We start from the raw sequence: 22,175 nt of genomic DNA on the forward strand, positions 1-22,175 counted from the left end.
AAATAAATGAGGGGAATCCGGAGCTTGCTGCAATTGGCATTACTGATTTTCCTGTTTCTCTCCTCGGGTGTCTACGGTCAGAATACCTCAAACAAAGGCACCGATTTCTGGGTAGCCTATACAGGACATGTGGATGGTAAGGAATCGCGTCTGTATTTATACCTTACCTCGGATGTGAACACCACGGCCAGCGTAACCGTTGGCAATTCTCCAATTCCGGGATCTCCCTTTACCATTAATGCGAATACGGTCACTCCTGTGCTGATCGATCCGAATACCATTGATGCCTATCTTGGCAGTTCCGATGTAGTGGAACGTGGAAAGGCAATTCATGTAACCGCCGCACGACCGGTAGTGGTCTATTCGCACATTTTCAGGGCCGCACGTTCTGCCTCCAGCCTGATCCTGCCTGCAAAGGTGCTGGGGCGAGAGTATTATGTGTCTGCCTACACCCAAAACAGCAATTCAAGGTTTCCTGTGACCTATTCCGAGTTTTCCATCATCGCTGTTGAGGACCAGACGACGATCGAAATTACCCCTAAGGCAACGGACATCGCGGGGCGTCATGCAGCTAATGTCACTTACAGCATCACGCTGCAGCGGGGGGAAGCTTATCAGTATCAGTCGCGTACCGACTTATCCGGCTCGCATTTGGTGTCCGTAGCCGGCAGTAACGGTGGTTGTAAGCCGATTGCTGTGTTCTCAGGCAGCTCCTGGCTGGGCTTTTGCAACGCACAACGGGAGTCGCAGGTTGGTGGCGATAATCTCTATCAGCAGCTTTACCCCGTTACGTCCTGGGGAAAGGAGTTTATCACGGCGCCTTTCATCAACCGCCCTTTTGATGTGTTCCGGATTTATTTCAGCAGGAACAATACCACAGCGGCCGTCAACGGTATTCCACGCGGGGTGTTCAACAAGGGGGACTATTACGATTTCAGCTCCAGCACTGCCAATCGGGTGACTGCTTCGGAGCCGATCAGCCTGGTGCAATACCAGGTGAGCCAGGATTGTGATCCACGAAATGCAGGGACCGACGATCATCCCGTGAATCCTGGAGATCCAGAAATGACCGTGCTGAACCCGGTGGAACAGACGCTGTCCAAGATTACAGTTTATTCTGCACTTGCGAACCAGACTTCACCGCCTACACAAATTACGCAACATTATATCAATGTGATCATCCGTGATGACGATAAATCTTCGTTTCGCATCAACGGACAAGTACCCTCGGGAGTTTTCGTACCGGTAGGAGCATCAGGATATGTTTACCTGCAGGAGGATGTAACCGCCAGGTCGCTGCTTCGTCCTACTCATACGTTGACCGCTGATGGTGGTTTTTCGGCGATTGCCTACGGCTATGGCCATGTGGAATCTTATGGGTACCTGGCGGGCGCAGATGTGAAAAACCTTTTTCAGAATATAGAGATTTCCAATGTAGAGACGGGGTTAAAGACTACGGAGGTCTGCGTGGGCAGGACCTCCGCACTGACGCTTACATTGCCCTATCAGACCGAACGCCTGAGCTGGACGATAGACGGACAGGTGCAGGCTCCGGTCAACCGGCCTGTGCCGGAGGTCATACAGCTGAATGGCGTCACTGCCTATCAGTATAAATATCTGGAAGAGCTGACCTTTAATGGGCCTGGGCTGCACCAGGTGAAGGTACAGAGCCTGAACCCAAACCCCTCAGGGTGTGATGCCAATGAAGAGCTGGTGCTCGATTTTGAGGTTTTTGAGCTGCCTGCTGCTGCCTTCACTGGTGCGCCCGCTAAAATCTGCGCCAACCAGGCAGTCCGTTTGTCGGACGACCGGCCAGCAAGTGGCAAGCCGATTGTGAAATGGCATTGGGATTTTGGCGATGGCACCTTTGAAACCAGGACTTCGGGAGCTGCCTTTGATCATGTATATCCCAATGCGGGGGATTTCGAGATCAGGCTGACTGTCGAAAGTGAAGCAGGCTGCGCATCTGCGGTTTCGACACCTTTCGGTGTGCATGTTAATGCGCAGCCGGTGGCTGATTTTGAAGTGCCATTGGCCTGCGCAACACAAATGGTGAGATTTACCGACCGCTCTCTTCCCGGAGCGGGCAGGTTGTTGAAATGGCACTGGGATTTCGGCGATGCTTTGCAGACTACGCCAGATCAACCCAATACCTCTGAAATTCAGCATCCCTTACACCTTTACCGATTACCGGGGACCTACAAGGTGTTACTTATGGTAGAAAACGAAGCAGGCTGTGTGAGTGTGGCTTCAGAACAAATGGTTACCGTATATGGAGTTCCTGATGTTGACTTTGAGCTCCCTGAAATCTGCATGACAGACGGACCTGCAATATTTAAAAACCTGTCCTCCACAGGAAATTGGGGGGCGGGGCCTTTACGTTATGAGTGGGATTTTGGCGATCCGGCATCAGGCATATTGAATGCTGCGACAACAGTGGATGGACAGCATCAGTATCGTGCTTCGGGAACTTATCGTGTGCAGCTACGGGTATTTAATGGAAGTGGCTGTGGCTTAACAATCATCAAAAACCTGGTGGTGAACGGAGCTAATCCCATTGCTGCTTTTGAGGTGTTGGATCGTGCACTGCTGTGCAGCGACCAGCGGTTTCAGGTGAAGGACCGCTCCTCGGTGGATGCGGGTTCCATTACGAGACTCCAGTGGTTTCTGGATGAGGTGATGATCCTTGAGGTGCTGCAACCTTCATCGGGAGATACTTATACTTTCAGCTACCCTTCTTTTTCTGGAGGGCAGGACCGTCCGGCAAATCTCCGGCTGAAGGTCTTCTCGGGAAGCTTGTCAGCCGGCTGCCAGGATACTAAAACTGAGCAATTGTTTCTTAAGCCGGTTCCTGACCTTAACTTTGAAATGGATGTTTCCCGATGCGTTAATGCAGGTCCGCTGCAGTTGACGGCTACAGAACTGAGCCAGGTCGACGGAACGATGTCGTTTTCAGGCCCCGGCGTAGATGGGCAGGGGATGTTTTATCCTGAACGTGCCGGTGTTGGCGTCCATCTGATCAGGTGTCGTTTTATATCTGAGAATGGCTGTGCAATAGAAGTGCTGCACTCGATAACAGTCAGTCCCATGCCATCGGTCGATGCAGGGGCCGATATGGTGATTCTGGCGGGAGGGGAGCGTCGGATGAATGCAACTGCGACAGGGCTGGAGGTCAGCTTCAGGTGGAGCCCTGCTGCGGGACTGGAGCGCGATGACCTGCTGAACCCTATAGCCAGGCCGGAGAGGGACACTGAATATACGCTTACGGTAACTTCAAAAGATGGTTGTACGGCGACCGACCGCGTTTTTGTGAAAGTCCTGGACGAAATTGTTCCCCCGAATGCTTTTTCTCCGAACGGTGATGGAAGGAACGATGTCTGGAACCTTCCCAACCTGGATAGCTATCCGAATGTAACCGTGGATATTTTCAACCGATATGGAGAAAAAGTGTTTCACAGTAAAAATTATTTCATACCTTTTGACGGTAATTATAGAAATCAGGCCTTGCCGGTGGGAACATATTATTATTTAATAGATCCTGGTAATGGCCGAAAGCGCATTTCCGGTTCACTAACATTAATCAGATAGTTGAAAATATTTATTCGCCTGACTTTCCTTGTATTGCTGCTGATGGGTAAGGCCATGGCGCAGCAACGGCCACATTATACCCAGTATATCTTTAACAACTATCTGCTGAACCCCGCGTTAAGCGGAATAGAGAATTATACCGATCTGAAGTTTGGCTACCGGAAACAATGGGCGGGAATAAAGGACAGTCCGCAAACGACCTTTTTTACTGCAAACTGGAAGCTTGGAGACGACTACCTCTGGAAAAATGCACTGTCGCTGCCTGATGAGGGTGACCATCCGATGAGCCGCAACTACATGCAGAATTATACAGCCTCGCCCCCTCACCATGGGATGGGCGTTGTTGCCGTTTTGGATGAGCTGGGACCGATATCGAGGCTTGATGCTTCCCTGACTTATGCTTACCACCTGCAGCTGCACGATACCTGGAACTTTTCTGTAGGTGCCGCCGCCGGGGTTACAAGAATAGGTCTGGATGCCAACGCATTGCGTTTTGAGGAACAGGACATTGCTGATCCTGCGCTGGGGAATACTATTGTTAGTCAGCTGAAACCGGACCTCAGTGTTGGGATATGGCTTTATGGCTCCCGTTTTTTTGCCGGTGCCTCCGTGCAGCAGGTTTTATCGCAGAAGCTTTCATTTACGGATGACATCAACTATAGCGGTGGCAAGGAAGTGGCACACCTCTTTGTGACTGCTGGGTATCGCCTGTTTGTTGATGATGAGATCTCCATTACCCCCTCGGTGATGTTCAAGAAGGTGAGCCCTACGCCATTGGCGATGGACATGAATGTGAAGGTCTCTTTTAAGGATAAATTGTGGGTCGGTGGCAGTTTTCGTAAAAATGATTCCTTTTCCGGGATGGCCGGAGTGAACATCAACAAGATGTTTAACCTGACTTACGCTTACGATTTCACTACTTCCGAGCTCAGCACAGTGAGCAATGGAAGTCATGAAATCGTATTGGGCGTACAGTTAAATAATGTATATGAGGTGCTGAGCACCATGCGCATGTGGTAAGGCGCAGTAGTTGAGTTATAACTCTTTTCTTAACCGCGCTACAGGAATGTTCATCTGTTCCCTGTATTTCGCTACAGTCCTTCTGGCGATGTTGTAACCCTGCTCTTTAAGGATCTCCGTAAGCTTTTCATCTGCAAGTGGCTTACGTTTGTCTTCGTTGCCAATGCAGTCCTCCAGGATTTTCTTCACTTCCTTGTTGGATACTTCTTCTCCGCTTTCTGTCTGTATGGCTTCGGAGAAAAATGATTTCAGCAGAAATGTTCCGAACTCTGTCTGTACATATTTGGAGTTGGCCACACGAGAAACGGTGGAGATGTCCATGTCGATCTTATCAGCAATGTCTTTAAGGATCATCGGGCGCATCTTGCGCTCGTCGCCGGTAAGCAGGTATTCATATTGATACTGCATGATGGCATTCATCGTTTTGAGCAGTGTTTGCTGACGCTGCTTGATGGCATCAATAAACCATTTTGCAGAGTCTAGTTTTTGCTTGACAAACTGTACGGCTTCCTTCAGTTTTTTATCTTTCTGAGCGGCTTTGTCATAATGGTCAAACATATCTATGTACGAACGGCTTACCCTTAGCTCCGGTGCATTTTTGGAGTTGAGCGTAAGAATGAGTATACCATCGTTATTGGATACATGGAAATCAGGGATGACTTGCAGTTGCTTCGTGGTCACTTGGTTGGAATCTCCTGGTTTTGGGTTCAGGCGAAGGATCTCCGCAATGATTTCTTTAAGGTCCTCACTGTTCAATCCAAGTGCTTTCTCCAGCTTGTCGTAATGTTTTCTGGTGAACTCGTCGAGGTAGTGTTCAACGATGACGATGGCTTTCTGAATGATGGGGTTGGAAGGATCTTTACGTTTGAGCTGGAGCGTCAGGCATTCCTGAAGGTCCCTGGCTGCAATTCCCGGGGGATCAAAGCTCTGTATCACCTTCAGCATTTCGAGGACATCCTCTTCTTCGACCATTGCATTTTGCGAAAAGGCAAGGTCATCAATCATGGAGGTAATCGGACGGCGCAGGTATCCATCGTCGTCAAGACTACCGATGATCTGTTTGCCGATGATGAAGTCCTGATCTGAAAGAGGTACCAGGTCCAGTTGTTCCTGAAGGCTTTCAAAGAAAGTGCTCTCGATGGCTATGGGTGTTTCTTTTTTCTCTTCGTCATCATCATTATTGTAGGAAGTGCTGTAGTCGTTGCCACTGTCTTCCTGCAGGTAGTCGTCGACATTAAACTCGTCGTTATTTTCTTCTTTTGCGCTGGCATCGAAATCATCCGGCGTGTCATTGAGATCGTCATATTCCCCTTTAGGCTCCTCGGCGATCATCAGACTGGGATCTTCCAGGGCGGGGTTCTCTTCTAATTCTTCTTTAATACGGGTATCAAGGGCAACGGTAGGTACTTGCAGCAATTTTATGAATTGAATTTGCTGAGGAGATAGCTTCTGAAGTAATTTTTGTTGTAGATGTTGTTTAAGCATGTTTAATTAAAATGGTATGATATGTACCCGTTCCAAAAATACGAATTTGGTTTAGATATAAACTATTCCAGCATTGTATTATTGTGCTTACCAGTATAAACTAAGAAAAATATATTGCTTTAAAATTATTCTTTTGAAAACAGCTTGTTGCATGTGGTGATCCGGCTTGAACTAGATAACAATAAATGTTAGCTTATGTTTTAAAATATGCCGTAATTTAAAAATAAAGTTCCTACTTTTAAGATGTTTGTTAACTAAAAACCAATGCTACTTATGAGTTTTGTAAAGGAGTTTAAAGAATTTGCAATCAAAGGAAATGTGATTGACTTAGCTGTCGGTGTGATCATAGGAGGGGCCTTTGGTAAAATCGTAACCTCTCTGGTAAATGATCTGATCATGCCACCCATCAGTCTGCTGATTGGGGACAAGGGCTTCGTCAATTTCTATTTCCCGTTAAATGAAAAAGTAAGGGAATTTGTAGCTGCTAATCCCAATGCATCTCTGGAGGATGCCAAGAAAGTAGGGCCTGTTTTCGCCTGGGGTAACTTCGCAACTGAAGTCATCAATTTCTTTATCCTGGCGTTCATCATCTTTCTGATGGTCAAAGCCATCAACCAGATGAAACGTAAACAGGAAGCTGCACCGGCTGCACCACCTGCGCCTACTAAGGAAGAAGTATTGCTGACTGAAATCAGGGATCTGTTGAAAGCAAAATAGTTTCTTTTTATCCGTGTTTAATTACTAACGGAATGTAAAAGCCTGCCTGCATCATGATGGATGCAGGCAGGCTTTTACTTAGGCAGCAGCTCGTTTTGGACGTGATGGTCGCCTGGTGATTCCTTAAGCCGGGAACGTGTAGTTGCCATTATCATTATACTACGTTGCCGAGATCAATAACTTCTTTTTACTTCGGGGTCAGTAAGGATGATGTAGTCCGCCAGATGTTGGTATTTTTGCCAGTCAGGCTGCTGGAAATCGGAACTGTAAAAACAGGATATATTCAGGCATTTGGTTTTCGGTGAATAACTCAGCAGGCGGGCATAAGTACCCAGTTTTTCATCGCTGTGAAAACGTCCGTTCACCTGAAATACTTTTGCTGATTTATGTTTTTTCAGGAAGCTGTGTATAGACCAGGCCATGCTGGCGTCCCATAGGTTCTGGGTCTGGTAGATTTTCATAGAGCCTATATGTCCGTCCATGGCTGTTAAAAATTTTGCGTAGTACTTGCCATCGGCGGTATCGATAGGTAATGGTGGCAACCATTTTTGGGAGGATTTAGGGAATTTTTTGAGGACATTTAGTCCGGATCTGCTCACCGCATTGCTATATCTGGTAGATACATTGCCTCCAATGACTCGTTGCTTAGCCATCTTGGCATGTTCCAGCATAGGCCTGTAGTCCTTGTAATTGCTCCATGCCCTCGCCTCCTTAATGAAGTTTTTCTCCGATATGAGACCAGCCAGATACTCCTCAATCACTGGCTGCACATCTGTGCTGAACATCTCCATACTAAGGGCCGTCTGGGGGTGTTGCTCCAGGAGGTGGCTGTAGATGCGCTGCTCCAGCTGATGACCGATGGAGTCGTTGTGTTCTTCACCAAAAAATACCACTTGTTTCTCAACGGCGTTGATTAAGAGCTGTTCCAGGGTGATGGTTTTCCTAAGCTGTACATCATATATTTTGTAGTGCTGTTCTGGGTTTCCTACGTTCTGATCTGGCTGCTGCGCCGCCATGAACAAAGGGAGGAAAGCGAGGAGCAGGCTCAGTGCTTTTTTCATGCGCTAAAATTAAGATATATTTTTTACCGGCAAAAAATAGTGGTTTACCGGCCATTACACCTTTTATGAACGTCACTTATTGGGAAGTATTTCCTGTTGATCTACATTTGAGGATACAATGGGGATTAGTTATCTTCGGAACTTCATCGGAGGGTCCTCATTAATAAATAATAGCTAGAAAAAAAGCAATATGGAAAAGGGAAATTTATGCAAGAACAATTCAAACAGGGTTTGGACCGGCGCGGTCATTCTCATTATTGGTTTGATTTTCTTGTTGAAAAATGTGGGGGTGGAGATACCGGGCTGGGTGATCAGCTGGCATACACTATTAATTTTAATTGGCCTCCTGGTAGGCTACAAGCGTAATTTTGAAGGTGGCGGATGGCTGGTGATGGTGCTTATTGGCAGTTTCTTTACCGTAAGGGACATTCTTGATGTGAACCTGTCAAAATACTTTTTTGCCATTGGTTTTATTGTGATGGGCTTGTTTCTGATTTTTAAACCAAAGCGGATCAGCAGTAAAAAGTGGAAGAAAAAGTATGCAAATTTTGACCAGGTGCAACCAATGGGCGAAGAAAGCAGTCCTATTGATCCAGAGTTGGATGCTAATGATATCCTGGACTCCGTGAATGTTTTTGGAGGAAGCAATCAGAAAATTTATTCCAAGAACTTTAAAGGGGGAGAGGTGCTGGCTGTTTTTGGTGGCTGTGATGTCAACCTTTCTCAGGCCGATTTTCAGGGTACCATCGTACTTGACCTGATTGCCATATTTGGAGGAGTGAAAATTATCGTGCCTTCAAATTGGGAAGTGAAATCGGAGGTGACCGCCATCTTTGGTGGTATTGAAGATAAAAGAGCAACGCTGGCCGTATTGGATGAGCCGCGTAAGGTGTTGAAACTAAAAGGCGTGGCGATGTTTGGAGGAGTGGATATCAGAAATTTTTAAACTATAGATTTTGACGACTACACCGTTAACGAATAAGAGTATACAACGATATGCACTGGGGATTTTCCTGGCCTGGGTCGCTATATTCGTACTCCTCTTTTATTATACGCTCAATTTCAGCCTGATGGTGTCGGTTTCAGATAGCTTGATTACCAATGTGCTGCTGGCCATGGGCTGCATGATTTTGAGCAACTTGCTGGGGTATTATCAACCAAAAACGGAAACAATACTCTTCGTGCTGGTGCTGACGGTGATGTTGGCGCTGCTGATTACTTTTTTGAGTAATGTATCCCTGAATTTTCTTTTTCCCAACGACGTGACCTACCAGAGTTTTCTGGACTTGTCGCTGATCGTGCGTTTTCTGATCATCTTTGTATTCCTTGCCTGGTGTTCCCTTGCGAATATCCTTTGGTACCGTATCGAGGAGCAGTCGGCCACACAGGAACGCCTGCTCACTGCCCAGACCTTATCAAAAGAGGCGGAATTGAATAAGCTGAGACATCAGCTTCAGCCCCATTTTCTTTTTAACAGTCTTAATTCTGTGTATGCGCTGACAATTGTTAATCCTCAGGAAGCAGGGACCATGATCATGAAGCTTGCTTCTTTTTTACGGGGCACCCTGAAGCGGGATGATGAGGTATGGGTAAATGTCGGGGAAGAGATGGAGTACATCCAGCTGTACCTGGACATTGAAAAAGTCCGTTTCAGTCACAGGTTAAACATTGACGTAAAAGTTGACGAAGAAACCTTAGCTTTATGTTTACCGGGCACACTTCTCCAGCCAATCGTGGAGAATGCGATTAAGTTTGGCCTGTACAATACCTCAGCGGCAATCACCATTTCCATCTTTGTAAGGGTGGAGGGCAATGCGCTGGTGGTCATGGTACAAAATCCCTACGATCCGGAGGTGAAAGCCACCGGCGGTACAGGTTTTGGCTTGACAGCTATCCGCAGAAGGTTATATTTGCTTTTCGCCGATGAGAAATTGCTGCACACGCAGTCTACAGAGGACAACCTGTTTATTACGACGCTTAAAATACCTCAGAAACAATGATTAGAACAATACTGATAGATGATGAATCCCTGGCAAGAGATGTGGTAAAACATTATCTGAGTAGTTTTCCCGATATAGAAGTGGTAGCTGAATGCAGCGATGGCTTTGAAGGTCTGAAAGCCATTACACAACATCAGCCTGACTTCATCTTTCTCGACATTCAAATGCCAAAGATCAATGGTTTTGAAATGCTGGAGCTGGTGGAAAAACATCCTGCTGTGATTTTTACTACTGCATTTGATGAATATGCCATCAAGGCATTTGAGGTCAATGCGGTGGATTATCTGTTGAAGCCTATCGATAAAGCCCGCTTTGACCAAGCGATACAGAAGCTGCCGGCGCGGTTGAACAATGCGGATGGGAGTACGCAGGAGCTGCTGGATTCGGCCTCATTGAACCCGGCCCAGAACAACAGGGTGGTGGTGAAGAAAAACGGCGTCATCAAGATCATTGCAGTGACCGATATCCACTACCTGGAGGCTGATGATGATTATGTAAAGCTGAGTACCACCGAAGGGGTCTTCCACAAAAATAAAACGATGAGTTTCTTTGAGCAGACCCTCGACCCGGCACAGTTCATCAGGATACACCGCTCGTACATCATCAACCTGGCACAGGTGACCCGCATCGAACTGAAAGAAAAAGACAGTTATATTGTGTTGTTGAAATCTGATATCTGGCTTCCCGTAAGCAAAACGGGCTATGTGAAACTGAAAGCAGCACTTGGCTTATAATGATTTTTCCACAAAATGAAAACTACATTTAAATCTATTTGCAATTAAATAAAAATCAAGCTATATTTGCACCTCTTATTTAAAAAAATAGTCTAAGATATAATACAGTTATGAAAAGAACATTCCAACCTTCGCAAAGAAAGAGAAGAAACAAACACGGCTTCCGCGAAAGAATGGCTACAGCAAACGGTAGAAGAGTATTAGCTTCTCGTCGTGCAAAAGGAAGAAAGAAATTATCAGTTTCTGACGAACGTCGTCACAAAGCATAATTTTTGATTGCATCACGCTAAGTGTCAGCAGATCAACATGTCTGCATCTTTGCAATCAAAAACATGAACACATTTAACAAAGAAGAACGGTTGTGTAGCAGGAAATTATTAGACCTGCTATTTAAAGACGGTTCTTCTTTTTTGTTATACCCCTTCCGCATTTCCTATATGGTGGTGGATGTGCCACATTCTTTTCCAGCACAGGTGGTGATCAATGTTTCCAAAAAGCGCTTTAAGAAAGCTACCGACAGGAACCTGATCAAAAGAAGAAGCAGGGAAGCTTATCGTTTACTGAAAGGCGGACTGCTTTATCCTCACTTGTCCAGTCTCCCCGGACTGATGATTTTTTCCCTTCAGTTCATCGGTAAGAAAAAATACGAATTCGATTTCATGGAAAAGAAGATGGCACTGGCATTAAAGAAGCTGCAGGAGAGCCTGGTGAAAGATGAAAATCATTAATCAGATTATCGGCGCATTTTTCCTGTTGCTCATCAGGTTATATCAGTACCTGATTTCACCAATGCTTGGTGCAAACTGCCGTTTTACGCCCACCTGCTCACAGTATGGAATGGAAGCTATAAAAAAGCATGGTCCATTTAAGGGAGGATGGTTAACTTTGAAGCGGATCGGCAAGTGTCACCCATGGGGAGCGCACGGTCACGATCCGGTACCTTGATTCCTGTTTAAATATTTCATTTCATGAGCATTATTCTTCAAATAGAAACTTCTACACAAGTTTGTTCCGCTGCCATCTCCCGTGATGGGCATACCATTGTCCTGAAAGAAGAAATGGCCAGTAACATCCATGCAGGGAGTCTGACCTTATTTATTCAGGATGTAATGAAAACTGCTGGGATCGGCTTCGATGCGCTGGATGCGGTCGCGGTAAGTAAAGGACCAGGTTCTTATACCGGATTGCGTATTGGTGTTTCCACCGCAAAGGGCCTTTGTTACGCATTGGAAACCCCTTTAATTGCTGTTGATACCCTGCAAATGATGGCCGCAGGATTTTTAAGTCAGCATCCTCATTTTGAGGGCTTAATCTGTCCGATGATTGACGCGCGCAGGATGGAAGTTTTTACAGCTGTTTTTGATCCGGAACTGTTGATGGTGCGCCCGGTGGAGGCCAGGATCATTACTGAAGAAAGTTATACTGATCTTCTTAAGATGCATACCATCAGTTTCATGGGTGACGGTGCTGCGAAATGTGCGGATTTGCTGAAACATGAAAATGCGACTTTCGAGGCGACGAATTTTAATTCTGCAGCTCATATGAGCCGTCTTGCTGCAGATTCATTCTTGCAGGCTGATTTCGTGGATGTTGCTTACTTTGAACCGTTTTACCTGAAGGACTTTGTACTGACGACACCTAAAAAGAAATAATCTTTACCTCTTTTTTGAAAATACACTGAAGATGCGTCTGAAAAATCCTGGTCTCTCAGGTTCCAGTCCCGGCATATAACTGCTGTTCTGGGGATGTTCTACCGTATTTCCAAACTTGATCCCCACACCTAGATAAACAGAGGCGCCGTTATACCCTTTCCCTATGGTTGCATCATTCTTCAGGAAACCATTGAGCTGACTGCTGGTTTTAAACAGGTCATCAGAACCGAGGAAAACTTCGAAATTTGGCGTCTGGTACATGCCTTGCGTGCCGATCATGAAAAAGTTGTTCAGGTTGTAGGTGGGGGTAGCGCTTAGAGAGAAACCTTCATAACGGAACTTGTTGACAAAAGCGATGTCGCCTCCTCTGTAGAAGAGGTTTTTCGATACGATTAATGAGGGGCTATAGAAACCGAAGGTCCTGGAGGCCATGACGTCAATTTTAGCGTTGGTAGGGGAGAAGAAACCCTTATTAATGGCATCATCTGTAGCCAGGTCTGTAATCCGGTCTTCCACGACAGATGATGGCGTACCTGCAAGGTCGTTAATGGTGACGGTGCCGCCGAAATTATTGATGTAAGAAGATTTTGACCAGCGAATGAAACCGAGGTCTTTGATGTTGGCCATCAAAAACAGACCGCTTTTCGAGGTATAAGAGGTACCAAAGCCAAAGGAAAGACCCGGGTTTTTGAAAGTGGGCATAAAGGTTTTTGTAGACAGCTCATCAGTATTTAAAAAAGAACCTTTATAGACGCCGGATAACCGCGCATTGAGCTGGTTAAGCTGGCTGCTGACTTGCAGGTAGGAGTCTGTGATTTTTAGCCGGTTATAGGAAGTTCCGCTCAGCAGGCTGATCTTGGCGCCAAAGGACAGTCTCTTGTTGTAGTTTTCCCTGTAGGTCATACTGAACTGATGATAGGACTGCGCATATCCCTTAGTGTTAAAAGCGTCGTCATATTCGCTGCCATCAGCAAGAAAACGGGTATAGCTATCCAGAATTGCCAGGGTTTCATTGGTGTATTTTACATTTCCATCAGTACGCAGCTGCCAGGCGAAGCCGAGTTCCTGCTGATGTTTATAGGATTGGAAGATCTTTAAAGTGAGGAGGTAAACATTGCTGTTTTGGTATAAAGTGTTGATCTGGCCAGTTCCCAGGGGGAGGTTGGAGGTGTTGTAAACGTCTTCGTTGATGACCCTTCTGATGAACTCGGGGTTCCCTTCATTGGCCCCATTGATCCCAAAGTAGGGCAGAAAGAAGTTCGAAGCAAACTTTCTTGACGAGTCTAATGTAAACGATTTCTGCGCGGGATTTTCAAAACTATCGAAGAGTGTTTTCGTATTGAACATTCCGAATTGCTGGGCCTGAAGTTGCTGAACAGATAGCGCCAGGAAGCAGAGGAGCAACGCTTTCTTTACCATGTTTAAACTCATTAATGTGGGATGAGGGTTTCTTATAAATTACTGTAATAATAACGAATCTTTTTCTAATGTAGATTGCTTATTAAATAACATATTGGTCTGAAATTTACCCTGGTCGCCGCTTAGCTGGTAACTGAAAGCATCGAATTTACCAGCGCTGAAAGGGGCTTGGTAATCCTGGCTGATGTTTCTTTTGAATAAGGGCAGGGACTGTTGCTGGTCGACGTAAAAGCTGATGTTAAACCGGTCCGGAAGCTGGTTCAGCGCACTGGAATAGCTCAGGCTACTGGTGAGCAGCAGGTTGTCATTGTACCGCCTAAGAAAAATTTCCATGGTAGCTGCACTATTTGCAAAGACCATCACATTGTCTTTTATGGTATAATATGGCGTTCTGAATTGTGCCAGGGGAAGACCGAAATACGCATAAAGCAAATCCGGTGTCTTTAAATGTTTAATGTCTTCATTGTAATCGTCAGTCAGGTCGATCAGCAGCTGGTTGAGCTTGTCGCCATTGCTGAGGCTGATGGCACCGAGCTGCTCCGAAGTGCTGAGTTGGAAAACGGCAAACTGGTCTTTGAAATATCTTGGGAAAAGCAGCTCCGGGTCCAGATGATACTGGGAGGAGATGTTTTGCAGGATGCTGCTTACTTTTTTTTGATCCTTGCCCTGTTCAAACCACTTGGTGAGTTTCTGACGGAATGCCGGATAATTGTCTATGGCAAAGATGCTGTAGTTGGCCGTCAGGTCTGGGAAGATGCTGTTGATGCTGACTTTTACTGATTTCATTTCAGCATATAACTGATAGTAGCTGTGCTGGTCGTTGATGGCCGTTGTGCCGGTAAACAGTAATTTGTCGTTGCTGTAATTGTAGGTAAATGCTGCGTAAGTTTTCTGATGATCCAATACGCTTAGGGGACCGCTGAGTTTCCCCTTTATCATCGGTTTGAGGATACCTGGAATACTGTTGAAGTCGACGTACAGCTGGGCTAAAGTATTTCTTGTCAGACTCGAGTTTGATTTGATGTAATCGACGAAGGTGTTTTCTTTCTTCTCTTTCAGGCTTACCAATACTCCATTTAAAGGCTGCGGTGCGTCGGAGATCAACAGTAGCCGCTCTTGTATGGCCAGATAGAAGGTGGTGCTGTCTTTTAATGTTAGACGGGTAACATGATCCGCACTGTCGACCTGCAGGACTTCGTGTTTTATGGCGTTAAGGATGTCTGCGTTTTCAAACTCAGGCGAGATCTGTGTACAAAAGATATAGTTGAGGTCGTTTCCCTTTCCGGGATGAATGCTGAAATAGGTAGTTTGTTTGTGCAGCAGCGCCGACATACCGGCTGTTTCCAGCAATTGCTCCCTCAGCGATTTTAACCGCAGGAAGGTCCGCTCTCCAACAATGTTCTTAAAAAGCTCCTGGCTTTTAAGGATATCGGTAACGCGTTTATCATTTTCAAAGGAGAAGATGAGGCTGGATCCTGCGGCTGCCGCATACAGGCTGTTGTCGTCCTGGGCCTGGTCAGCATTGAGCTTGGAAAAATAGAGATACGCCATCGTGACAATGGCTGTCAGTAGGATAAATATGCTGAAGAATATCTTTTTCATTGTGTATTTACAAATTTAATTTAATAGTTGGATTACTAAGAAAATGCTGTCAAGTTTCTTAATTTTGGGGATTGTAAAAGCCGATTTTATCATGGAAAGACGTATTGTGTTGACTGCCTCGGTATTTGGTCTGCTGGCGGTTATTTTGGGAGCATTTGGGGCTCATGGACTAAAGAGTATGTTGAGCAGCAATGCGATTGAAGTATGGAGTAAAGGTGTTGAATATCAGTTTTATCATGCTCTGGCCCTACTTTTCCTGTCGAGGATGGCTACGGTAAGGCCCCGGCTGATCTGGCTTTCCTACCTGTTTTTTACGTTAGGAGTGATTTGTTTTTCAGGCTCCTTATACCTGTTGTCCACACGTGAAATCACCAACATTAGTTTTGCCAGTATTTTAGGTCCTGTTACCCCAATCGGGGGATTGTTCTTTATCCTCGGATGGGTCATGTTATTCCTTTCGGTTTTAAAAAATAAATAGACAGTGAGTAACGGATTGCTGGATTTTGAGGAAAGGGCAACGCTCTTTGTAGAGGTGATTTTGCCACTATCGTTAGCTATAAATTATACGTACCGGGTTCCCTTTGAATTGAACGCCCAGGTTGCCGTGGGCAAAAGGGTGGTCGTTCAGTTTGGGAAAAACAAGATTTATACGGCCCTGATCCGCAGTATCGGTGATCAGCCGCCGAAGGTTTATCAGGCCAAGTACATCATTGATGTGGTGGATGAACATCCCGTAATTACTCCTGTCCAGCTACAGTTCTGGGAATGGATGATGGACTATTACATCTGTAACGAGGGAGAGGTCATGGCTGCTGCACTACCGGCGAGCCTGAAGCTGGCCAGCGAAACCATCATTGTGTTAAAGGATGAAATCCCTTCTGACGGGGAGGTGCTGAATGCAAAGCAGGAAACGATTTTAAACTCACTGAAGCTTCATGGCCGCCTGACCATCGACCAGGTGTCGGGCTTACTCGGGCAGAAAACGGTTTATCCGGTCATTAATACGCTCCTGGAAAAGGAAATGATCTACATCGCAGAAGAAGTAGTGGAGAAGTACAAGCCGTTGATGAAATCCTTTGTAGTGATCAATCCGTTTTATCAGGAAGAGGAGCACCTCAGATCTTTGTTCGAATTGCTGGAACCTAAACCGAAACACCTGAACGTCCTGCTCACTTATCTTCGTCTGGCCAGGCTTCAGAAACAGGTGCCCAAACATCAGTTGCTGGAGGAGAGCGACTGCAGTGAAGGGACGTTCAAGACCCTCTTGAATAAAGAAATATTTGTCGTTAACAAGCTGCCGGTAAGCAGACTGAAACATCATGAAGATGATTTTGTACTGAACTTCACGTTGAGCGAAGCCCAGCAGAAGGCTTTTGAAGAAATAGGCACTTCCTTTGAAGAAAAGGATGTCGTACTGCTGCATGGGGTGACGGCTTCTGGAAAAACGCAGATCTACATCAAGCTGATTGAGCAGGCTATTGAAAAGGGTGGGCAGGTATTATTTCTCCTGCCGGAGATTGCATTGACCACGCAGATTGTAGACCGGATCCAACGGTATTTTGGGGATGCCATTGGTGTATATCACTCGAAATTCAATAATAATGAACGCGTAGAGATCTGGAATAAGGTGCTGAACGGAAAATACCGGGTCGTGCTCGGCGCACGGTCCGCGGTATTCCTGCCATTCCAGGATCTGAAGCTGATTGTGGTGGATGAGGAACATGAACCCTCTTACAAACAACAGGATCCCGCACCGCGTTATCAGGCGAGAGATGCGGCGGTCTACCTGGCGCACCTGCACAAGGCGAAGATTGTCCTTGGGTCTGCGACACCATCCCTGGAGAGCTATTTTAATGCACTGATGAAGAAGTATGGCCTGGTCACTTTATCCGAACGTTTTGGCGGGGTGGAATTACCGGTGCAGGAAGTTATCAGCATCTCCGAAGAAACGAAACGTAAGAAAATGGTTTCTTATTTTTCCAGCAAACTGATTGAAGAAATTGATGCGGCCCTGCAGTTGAAAGAACAGGTCATCCTCTTTCAGAACCGTCGCGGTTATGCTACGATACTCATCTGTGCTACCTGTGGTTATGCGCCGAAATGTGTGAACTGCGACGTCAGCCTGACTTATCATAAAACCAGTGGCAAGCTGCATTGTCATTATTGCGGATACCATCAGAATAGCATCAATATATGTCCGGCCTGCGGTTCTGTACATGTGGAGCAGAAAGGCTTTGGTACGGAAAGGGTGGAAGAGGAGCTGAGTCTGATTTTTCCGGATGCGAAGATTGCACGTCTGGATGTGGACAGCACGCGTACCAAAAATGGGCTGCAGCAGATCATCAGCGGCTTTCAGGAGAAAAAAACGGATATCCTGATCGGCACGCAGATGGTGGCAAAGGGATTGGACTTTGACAATGTTACCTTAATTGGCGTAATCAATGCGGATACCTTACTAAATTACCCTGACTTCAGGGCTTTTGAGCGCAGCTACCAGCTCCTTGCACAGGTGGCGGGGCGCGCAGGAAGAAGGGACAAACAGGGGAAGGTCGTGATACAGGCGTACGATGACCATCACCGCATCATTGCACAGGTGATGGACAATAAGTATTTTGAGATGTTTGAAGATGAAATCCGCGAGCGCAGGGAGTTTAATTACCCACCCTTTACCAGGATGATCTTCGTAGACATCAAACATAAGGACATGAACCTCCTGAATGTAGCCGCACAGCAGTTCGCGAATGTACTGAAAGGACAGCTGGGTTCCCGCGTATTGGGACCTGAGCAACCACTTGTAGGACGAGTACGTAATTATTACATCAAACAGGTGATCATTAAGAGCGACAAAAATACGGACATTAAAAAAGTTAAAACGATTCTTAAGGATACCATCCAGCAATTTCAGGCCCAGAAGGAATATCGTGGAGTGCTGGTCAGGATAGATGTTGATCCGTATTAATCTGCTTTGGGAATGTGGATATTGATAGCGATTGATACTGTGACGATTAGAGGGATGATGTCAATTATTTATCGTGATTACGTTTCAAAAACCTATTTTTGAGCTTAAATGGCGTATAGGTTTGTAGATAATTATAGAGAAAGAGGGGCGCGTAAAAAGCTGGTGGCTCATCTTGAAAGCAGGGGGATTTCTGATCAGGATGTACTTCGTGCCATCGGAAAGGTTCCCCGTCATTTTTTCTTCGACGAAACGTTCTGGAACCAGGCATATAAAGACATTGCTTTTCCTATAGGGGATGGACAGACCATCTCACAGCCTTATACCGTAGCTTACCAAAGTGAGCTGCTGCATATCAAAAAAGGTGATAAAGTCCTTGAAATCGGTACAGGATCCGGATATCAGACTTGCATCCTCATGGAGCTTGGCGCAAATGTGTTTACGATCGAACGTCAGGAAAGCATCTATAGGCATACCATCAGGGTGCTTCCGGGAATGGGCTACAATGCCAATTTTTTCTTTGGTGATGGTTCTATGGGGATTGCTGAGCATGCGCCTTACCATAAGATTATCGTGACTGCCGGTGCGCCTTTCGTACCGGAAATACTGCTGAAGCAGCTTAAAGTGGGTGGGATCCTGGTGATCCCTGTTGGTGATGAGCATTCGCAAAAGATGGTCACCGTCATCCGGGTGAGTGAAACAGATTTCGAGCGCATAGAACTGGATACTTTCAGGTTTGTGCCGTTGGTCGGCGACCAGGCCTGGTAAGGCCAGGCCTTAGATTTTCATCGCCCGGTCCATTTCTCTTTTTGATTCCCTATCCTTGATGCTGTCACGTTTGTCAAACTCTTTTTTACCTTGGGCCAGCGCAATCTGTATTTTGGCAAAGCCACGCTCATTGGTGTATATGCGTAAAGGAACAATGGTATATCCCTTCTCTTCGCTTTTTGCTTTAAGTTTTCTAAGTTCCTTTTTATGCAGCAGCAGGATCCTGTCGCGCTTAATGTCGTGATGGTGAAAGGAGCTGTGGCTGTATTCTGAAATGTGCAGGTTGCGGACATACAATACGTTGCCGATGAACATACAAAAGGCATCTGACATGTTTGCTTTTCCCTGACGGATGGCTTTGATCTCCGTCCCCAAAAGGGCTAATCCGGCATTGAATTCTTCGACAATATGGTAATCAAAGTAAGCTCTTTTATTTTTAATCTGTATATCGTTCTTCATCTGTGTCTTGTTGTTAAACTTTAACCACCGGCTACCTTACGGATAGGACTGTGTGGCTAAGAATCTGCTAATATCCGAAAGAAATAGCGATTAAGCACCTATTTTCTGATTTTTATCGAACAATGAGTACCGGGATTTTTACTTTATGACGTACCGAATTTACGGTTGTTCCAAGAATCAGGTCTTTCAGGCCCTGATGGCCGTGGGCACCCATCACCAGTAATTCAAGGTTGTTTTTATCACTGATCTCTACAATTGCTTTTACAGTGCCGCCATAGCCGATATGTCCTGAGGCTTCGTAGCCGAGTTCCTGCAGGTTTGCCCTGTATTTTTCAATGTTATCGGCGTCACTTTGTGTTTCATAGTCCATGACCGACTCTCCGTGATACCTGGCGGCAGCAGTCTCCACCACATGGATCAGGTAATAATGGGCCTCTTTTCCTCCCTGGATCAGAGCATGACGAATGGTATTCCTGTCATTTTTGGAGAAGTCGACAGTAATGCCGATCCGCTGATAGCTGATTTTCTCAATATGATCAATATCCAGTGCATTTCCATGGGGCGCTATATGGCTGTTTTCCTTGAGTGTGCTCACAAGTGGATAAATGAAGACATATAAGAGTAGGAGCGCAATTAATACAGCCAGGGGGATGACAATTGTATATAAGTACCAGCCGCCATCTTGGGCCCATCCACCAATTTCTTCTACGACAAGTTTGACATTGAGACTGACAATCATCAGGGAGCTTACCCAGGCCAGGATTTTTACCCACCATTTGATGGCAAAACCTTTCATTGTCTTTTTATCCGAAGTGAAATGGATCAGGGGGATAACGGCAAAACCAAGCTGCAGACTCAGGACGACCTGACTCAGGATCAGCAACCCGCCGAGTGCGTCATCACCAAACCAGAGTATAGTACAGAAAGCGGGTACGATTGCCAGCAGCCGGGTAATCAGGCGGCGCAGCCAGGGCTGAATCCTCAGTTTGATGTGCCCCTCCATCACAATCTGACCGGCTAGTGTACCGGTAACAGTGGAACTCTGTCCGGCGGCAATCAGCGCGATGGCGAAAAGGGCAGGTGCCACATTGCCGAAGATATTCTGAAGCAGCATGTGTGCGTCCTGGATCTCCGCGACTTCATGCAGGCCATTTTTAAAAAATGCGGCTGCGGCAAGGATGAGGATAGCAGCGTTGACAAAAAACGCGAGGTTCAGGGCCACGGCGGTATCAATGAAGTTGAACTTAATGGCTTCTTTAATTCCTTTTTCATCACGCTCAAATTTCCGGGTCTGTACCAGGGAAGAATGCAGGTACAGGTTGTGTGGCATGACCGTGGCGCCAATGATTCCTATGGCAATATACAGTGCATCGCCGGACAGTATGGAAGGTTCGAAGCCCTTTACAATTTCTTTTAACGAGGGCTCGACAATAAACATCTCCACAAGGAATGACAAACCTACGATGAACACCATGGAGACGATAAAAGCTTCCATTTTGCGCATGCCCTTGTTCATCAGGAAAAGCAGGAGTACCGTGTCAAAAATGGTAAGACTGATTCCCCAGATGAGGGGAAGGCCGAACAATAGCTGCAGACCAATAGCCATACCAATGATCTCGGCAAGGTCGCAGGCGATGATTGCCGTTTGTGCCAGTCCGAACAAGGGAACGTTTACCCATTTTGGATAAGCATTTCTCGAAGCCTGTGCCAGATCGAGCCCCCTGACGATGCCGAGTCTGGCGCTCAATGACTGAAGCAGCAAAGCGATCAGGTTGGACATGAGCAGGATCCAGATCAGTTGATAGCCAAACTTACTGCCCCCGGCGATGTCCGTAGCCCAGTTGCCCGGGTCCATATAACCCACACTGACGAGGTATGCCGGTCCGAGGAATGATAGGATCCTGCGCCAGCCGGTACGTTTGGCGGTGTCCACACTTTGATTTACCTCGCTCAGTGATTCGGAATGTTTCATGTTATATCCTTATAAGTATGTGTTTTGCCACCTCTCGGGTAACGCTTATGTGTTTTTCTTCTACCAAAAGCTCTATGGAGCCATCGAATTCGGTAATCGTAATGACTTTTACATCTTTGCCCAGCGTCATCCCCAGCTTCTCCAGATGTTTCAGGAAAGCAGAACTGTGCTCACTGACACCCATGATCAAACCATGGTCGCGTAATTTCAGTTTGCTTAGTTTTACAAAAGGCACCTGGTCAAAATGGCCCTGTTTATCCGGTATAGGGTCACCATGAGGGTCATTCTTTGGGAATGCGAGGAACTCGTCTAGTCGCTCGATCAGTTCGGCAGAACGAATGTGCTCCAGCTCTTCAGCGATGTCATGTACCTCATCCCACTTAAAGTTTAATTTTTCCACCAGAAATACTTCCCAGAGCCGGTGACGCCTGACAATGTTAATGGCGGCCAACTTTCCTTTCTCCGTCAGTTTTACCCCCTGATATTTTTTATAGTCGATCAGCTCCTTATCTGCCAGCTTTTTGATCATATCTGTAACAGATGCCGCACGCGTCTGCATTTTTTCTGCAATCGCATTGGTTTGTACCGGTTGATGATTGTTTTCAGACAGATGGTAGATGATTTTCAGGTAGTTTTCTTCAGTAAAGGATTGCATTTTTGTTGGTCTAACTAAATGTTTAGACAAATCTAAAAAAAAATGCAAGAAATAAACTATAAATTATTACATGTTTATTAGAATAAT

General features: G+C 46.0%; 20 protein-coding genes. 13 read left to right on the top strand and 7 right to left on the bottom strand.

Going from position 1 to position 22,175, the window contains the following annotated elements; all coding sequences use genetic code 11:
* Positions 1-6: 6 nt before the first annotated feature.
* Positions 7-3,588, top strand: coding sequence for a PKD domain-containing protein (locus PBAL39_RS10935; protein ID WP_008241322.1), 3,582 nt, complete (start codon positions 7-9; stop codon positions 3,586-3,588).
* Positions 3,589-4,608, top strand: coding sequence for a type IX secretion system membrane protein PorP/SprF (locus PBAL39_RS10940; RefSeq protein WP_008241323.1), 1,020 nt, complete (start codon positions 3,589-3,591; stop codon positions 4,606-4,608).
* 15 nt (positions 4,609-4,623) lie between these two features.
* On the opposite strand, the gene rpoN is transcribed toward PBAL39_RS10940, so the two are convergent.
* A complete protein-coding gene (gene rpoN / locus PBAL39_RS10945) occupies positions 4,624-6,093 on the bottom strand; it encodes an RNA polymerase factor sigma-54 (protein WP_008241325.1) in 1,470 nt (489 codons plus the stop codon).
* Between the two features lie 273 nt (positions 6,094-6,366).
* On the opposite strand from rpoN, the gene mscL reads away from it, so the two are divergent.
* On the top strand, positions 6,367-6,810 hold the full coding sequence (gene mscL, locus PBAL39_RS10950) for a large conductance mechanosensitive channel protein MscL (RefSeq protein ID WP_008241326.1): 444 nt from the start codon (positions 6,367-6,369) through the stop codon (positions 6,808-6,810).
* Between the two features lie 173 nt (positions 6,811-6,983).
* Here the strand turns inward: mscL and PBAL39_RS10955 are convergent, their stop codons facing one another.
* Entirely contained in the window at positions 6,984-7,871 is an 888-nt protein-coding gene (locus PBAL39_RS10955) for a ChaN family lipoprotein (protein ID WP_008241327.1), read from the bottom strand.
* A 190-nt stretch (positions 7,872-8,061) separates the two neighbouring features.
* Between PBAL39_RS10955 and PBAL39_RS10960 the strand changes: the two genes are divergently transcribed.
* The 7 genes from PBAL39_RS10960 (at position 8,062) to tsaB (ending at position 12,257) form a co-directional block, all read left to right on the top strand.
* Complete coding sequence (locus PBAL39_RS10960; RefSeq protein ID WP_008241328.1) at positions 8,062-8,817, top strand: LiaF domain-containing protein; 756 nt, start codon at positions 8,062-8,064, stop codon at positions 8,815-8,817.
* 10 nt (positions 8,818-8,827) lie between these two features.
* The gene (locus tag PBAL39_RS10965) at positions 8,828-9,871 is read left to right on the top strand and encodes a sensor histidine kinase (protein ID WP_232282936.1); all 1,044 of its coding nucleotides are present in this window, start codon (positions 8,828-8,830) and stop codon (positions 9,869-9,871) included.
* Positions 9,868-10,605, top strand: coding sequence for a LytTR family DNA-binding domain-containing protein (locus PBAL39_RS10970; protein WP_008241330.1), 738 nt, complete (start codon positions 9,868-9,870; stop codon positions 10,603-10,605). Before PBAL39_RS10965 ends, PBAL39_RS10970 begins: the two co-directional genes overlap by 4 nt.
* Before the next feature lie 110 nt (positions 10,606-10,715).
* On the top strand, positions 10,716-10,874 hold the full coding sequence (gene rpmH, locus PBAL39_RS25030; RefSeq protein ID WP_008241331.1) for a 50S ribosomal protein L34: 159 nt from the start codon (positions 10,716-10,718) through the stop codon (positions 10,872-10,874).
* Positions 10,875-10,937: 63 nt separating this feature from the next.
* Positions 10,938-11,333, top strand: a complete 396-nt coding sequence (locus PBAL39_RS10975) for a ribonuclease P protein component (protein WP_039866447.1) — start codon at positions 10,938-10,940, stop codon at positions 11,331-11,333.
* Positions 11,320-11,550 carry a membrane protein insertion efficiency factor YidD gene (gene yidD, locus PBAL39_RS10980; protein WP_008241335.1) on the top strand — a complete coding sequence of 77 codons (231 nt, stop codon included), beginning with the start codon at positions 11,320-11,322 and terminating at the stop codon, positions 11,548-11,550. The genes PBAL39_RS10975 and yidD overlap by 14 nt, the downstream gene beginning before the upstream one ends.
* A 23-nt stretch (positions 11,551-11,573) precedes the next feature.
* Positions 11,574-12,257, top strand: coding sequence for a tRNA (adenosine(37)-N6)-threonylcarbamoyltransferase complex dimerization subunit type 1 TsaB (gene tsaB, locus PBAL39_RS10985; RefSeq protein WP_008241338.1), 684 nt, complete (start codon positions 11,574-11,576; stop codon positions 12,255-12,257).
* Between the two features lie 3 nt (positions 12,258-12,260).
* Here the strand turns inward: tsaB and PBAL39_RS10990 are convergent, their stop codons facing one another.
* Both PBAL39_RS10990 and PBAL39_RS10995 read right to left on the bottom strand, forming a co-directional pair.
* Positions 12,261-13,676 (bottom strand): DUF5723 family protein, encoded by a 1,416-nt coding sequence (locus tag PBAL39_RS10990; protein WP_157274002.1) that lies wholly within the window; start codon positions 13,674-13,676, stop codon positions 12,261-12,263.
* Between the two features lie 39 nt (positions 13,677-13,715).
* Positions 13,716-15,278: a hypothetical protein gene (locus PBAL39_RS10995; RefSeq protein WP_008241342.1), complete on the bottom strand. Its 1,563-nt coding sequence runs from the start codon at positions 15,276-15,278 to the stop codon at positions 13,716-13,718.
* 91 nt (positions 15,279-15,369) lie between these two features.
* Here PBAL39_RS10995 and PBAL39_RS11000 point away from each other — a divergent pair, with 91 nt between their 5' ends.
* The 3 genes from PBAL39_RS11000 (at position 15,370) to PBAL39_RS11010 (ending at position 19,002) form a co-directional block, all read left to right on the top strand.
* Positions 15,370-15,756 (top strand): DUF423 domain-containing protein, encoded by a 387-nt coding sequence (locus PBAL39_RS11000; RefSeq protein ID WP_039866467.1) that lies wholly within the window; start codon positions 15,370-15,372, stop codon positions 15,754-15,756.
* A 3-nt stretch (positions 15,757-15,759) separates the two neighbouring features.
* Positions 15,760-18,237 carry a primosomal protein N' gene (priA, locus tag PBAL39_RS11005; protein ID WP_157273996.1) on the top strand — a complete coding sequence of 826 codons (2,478 nt, stop codon included), beginning with the start codon at positions 15,760-15,762 and terminating at the stop codon, positions 18,235-18,237.
* A gap of 108 nt (positions 18,238-18,345) precedes the next feature.
* A complete protein-coding gene (locus tag PBAL39_RS11010; RefSeq protein ID WP_008241367.1) occupies positions 18,346-19,002 on the top strand; it encodes a protein-L-isoaspartate(D-aspartate) O-methyltransferase in 657 nt (218 codons plus the stop codon).
* 9 nt (positions 19,003-19,011) lie between these two features.
* Here the strand turns inward: PBAL39_RS11010 and smpB are convergent, their stop codons facing one another.
* The 3 genes from smpB to PBAL39_RS11025 all read right to left on the bottom strand — a co-directional run bounded on the left by smpB (position 19,012) and on the right by PBAL39_RS11025 (position 22,088).
* A complete protein-coding gene (gene smpB, locus PBAL39_RS11015; protein WP_008241369.1) occupies positions 19,012-19,461 on the bottom strand; it encodes an SsrA-binding protein SmpB in 450 nt (149 codons plus the stop codon).
* A 112-nt stretch (positions 19,462-19,573) separates the two neighbouring features.
* Entirely contained in the window at positions 19,574-21,433 is a 1,860-nt protein-coding gene (locus tag PBAL39_RS11020) for an Nramp family divalent metal transporter (RefSeq protein ID WP_008241390.1), read from the bottom strand.
* Position 21,434: 1 nt separating this feature from the next.
* Positions 21,435-22,088 carry a metal-dependent transcriptional regulator gene (locus PBAL39_RS11025; protein ID WP_008241391.1) on the bottom strand — a complete coding sequence of 218 codons (654 nt, stop codon included), beginning with the start codon at positions 22,086-22,088 and terminating at the stop codon, positions 21,435-21,437.
* Positions 22,089-22,175: the final 87 nt, after the last annotated feature.

Origin of the sequence: Pedobacter sp. BAL39 (assembly GCF_000170795.1) — a bacterium.
Classification (GTDB): Bacteria; Bacteroidota; Bacteroidia; order Sphingobacteriales; family Sphingobacteriaceae; genus Pedobacter.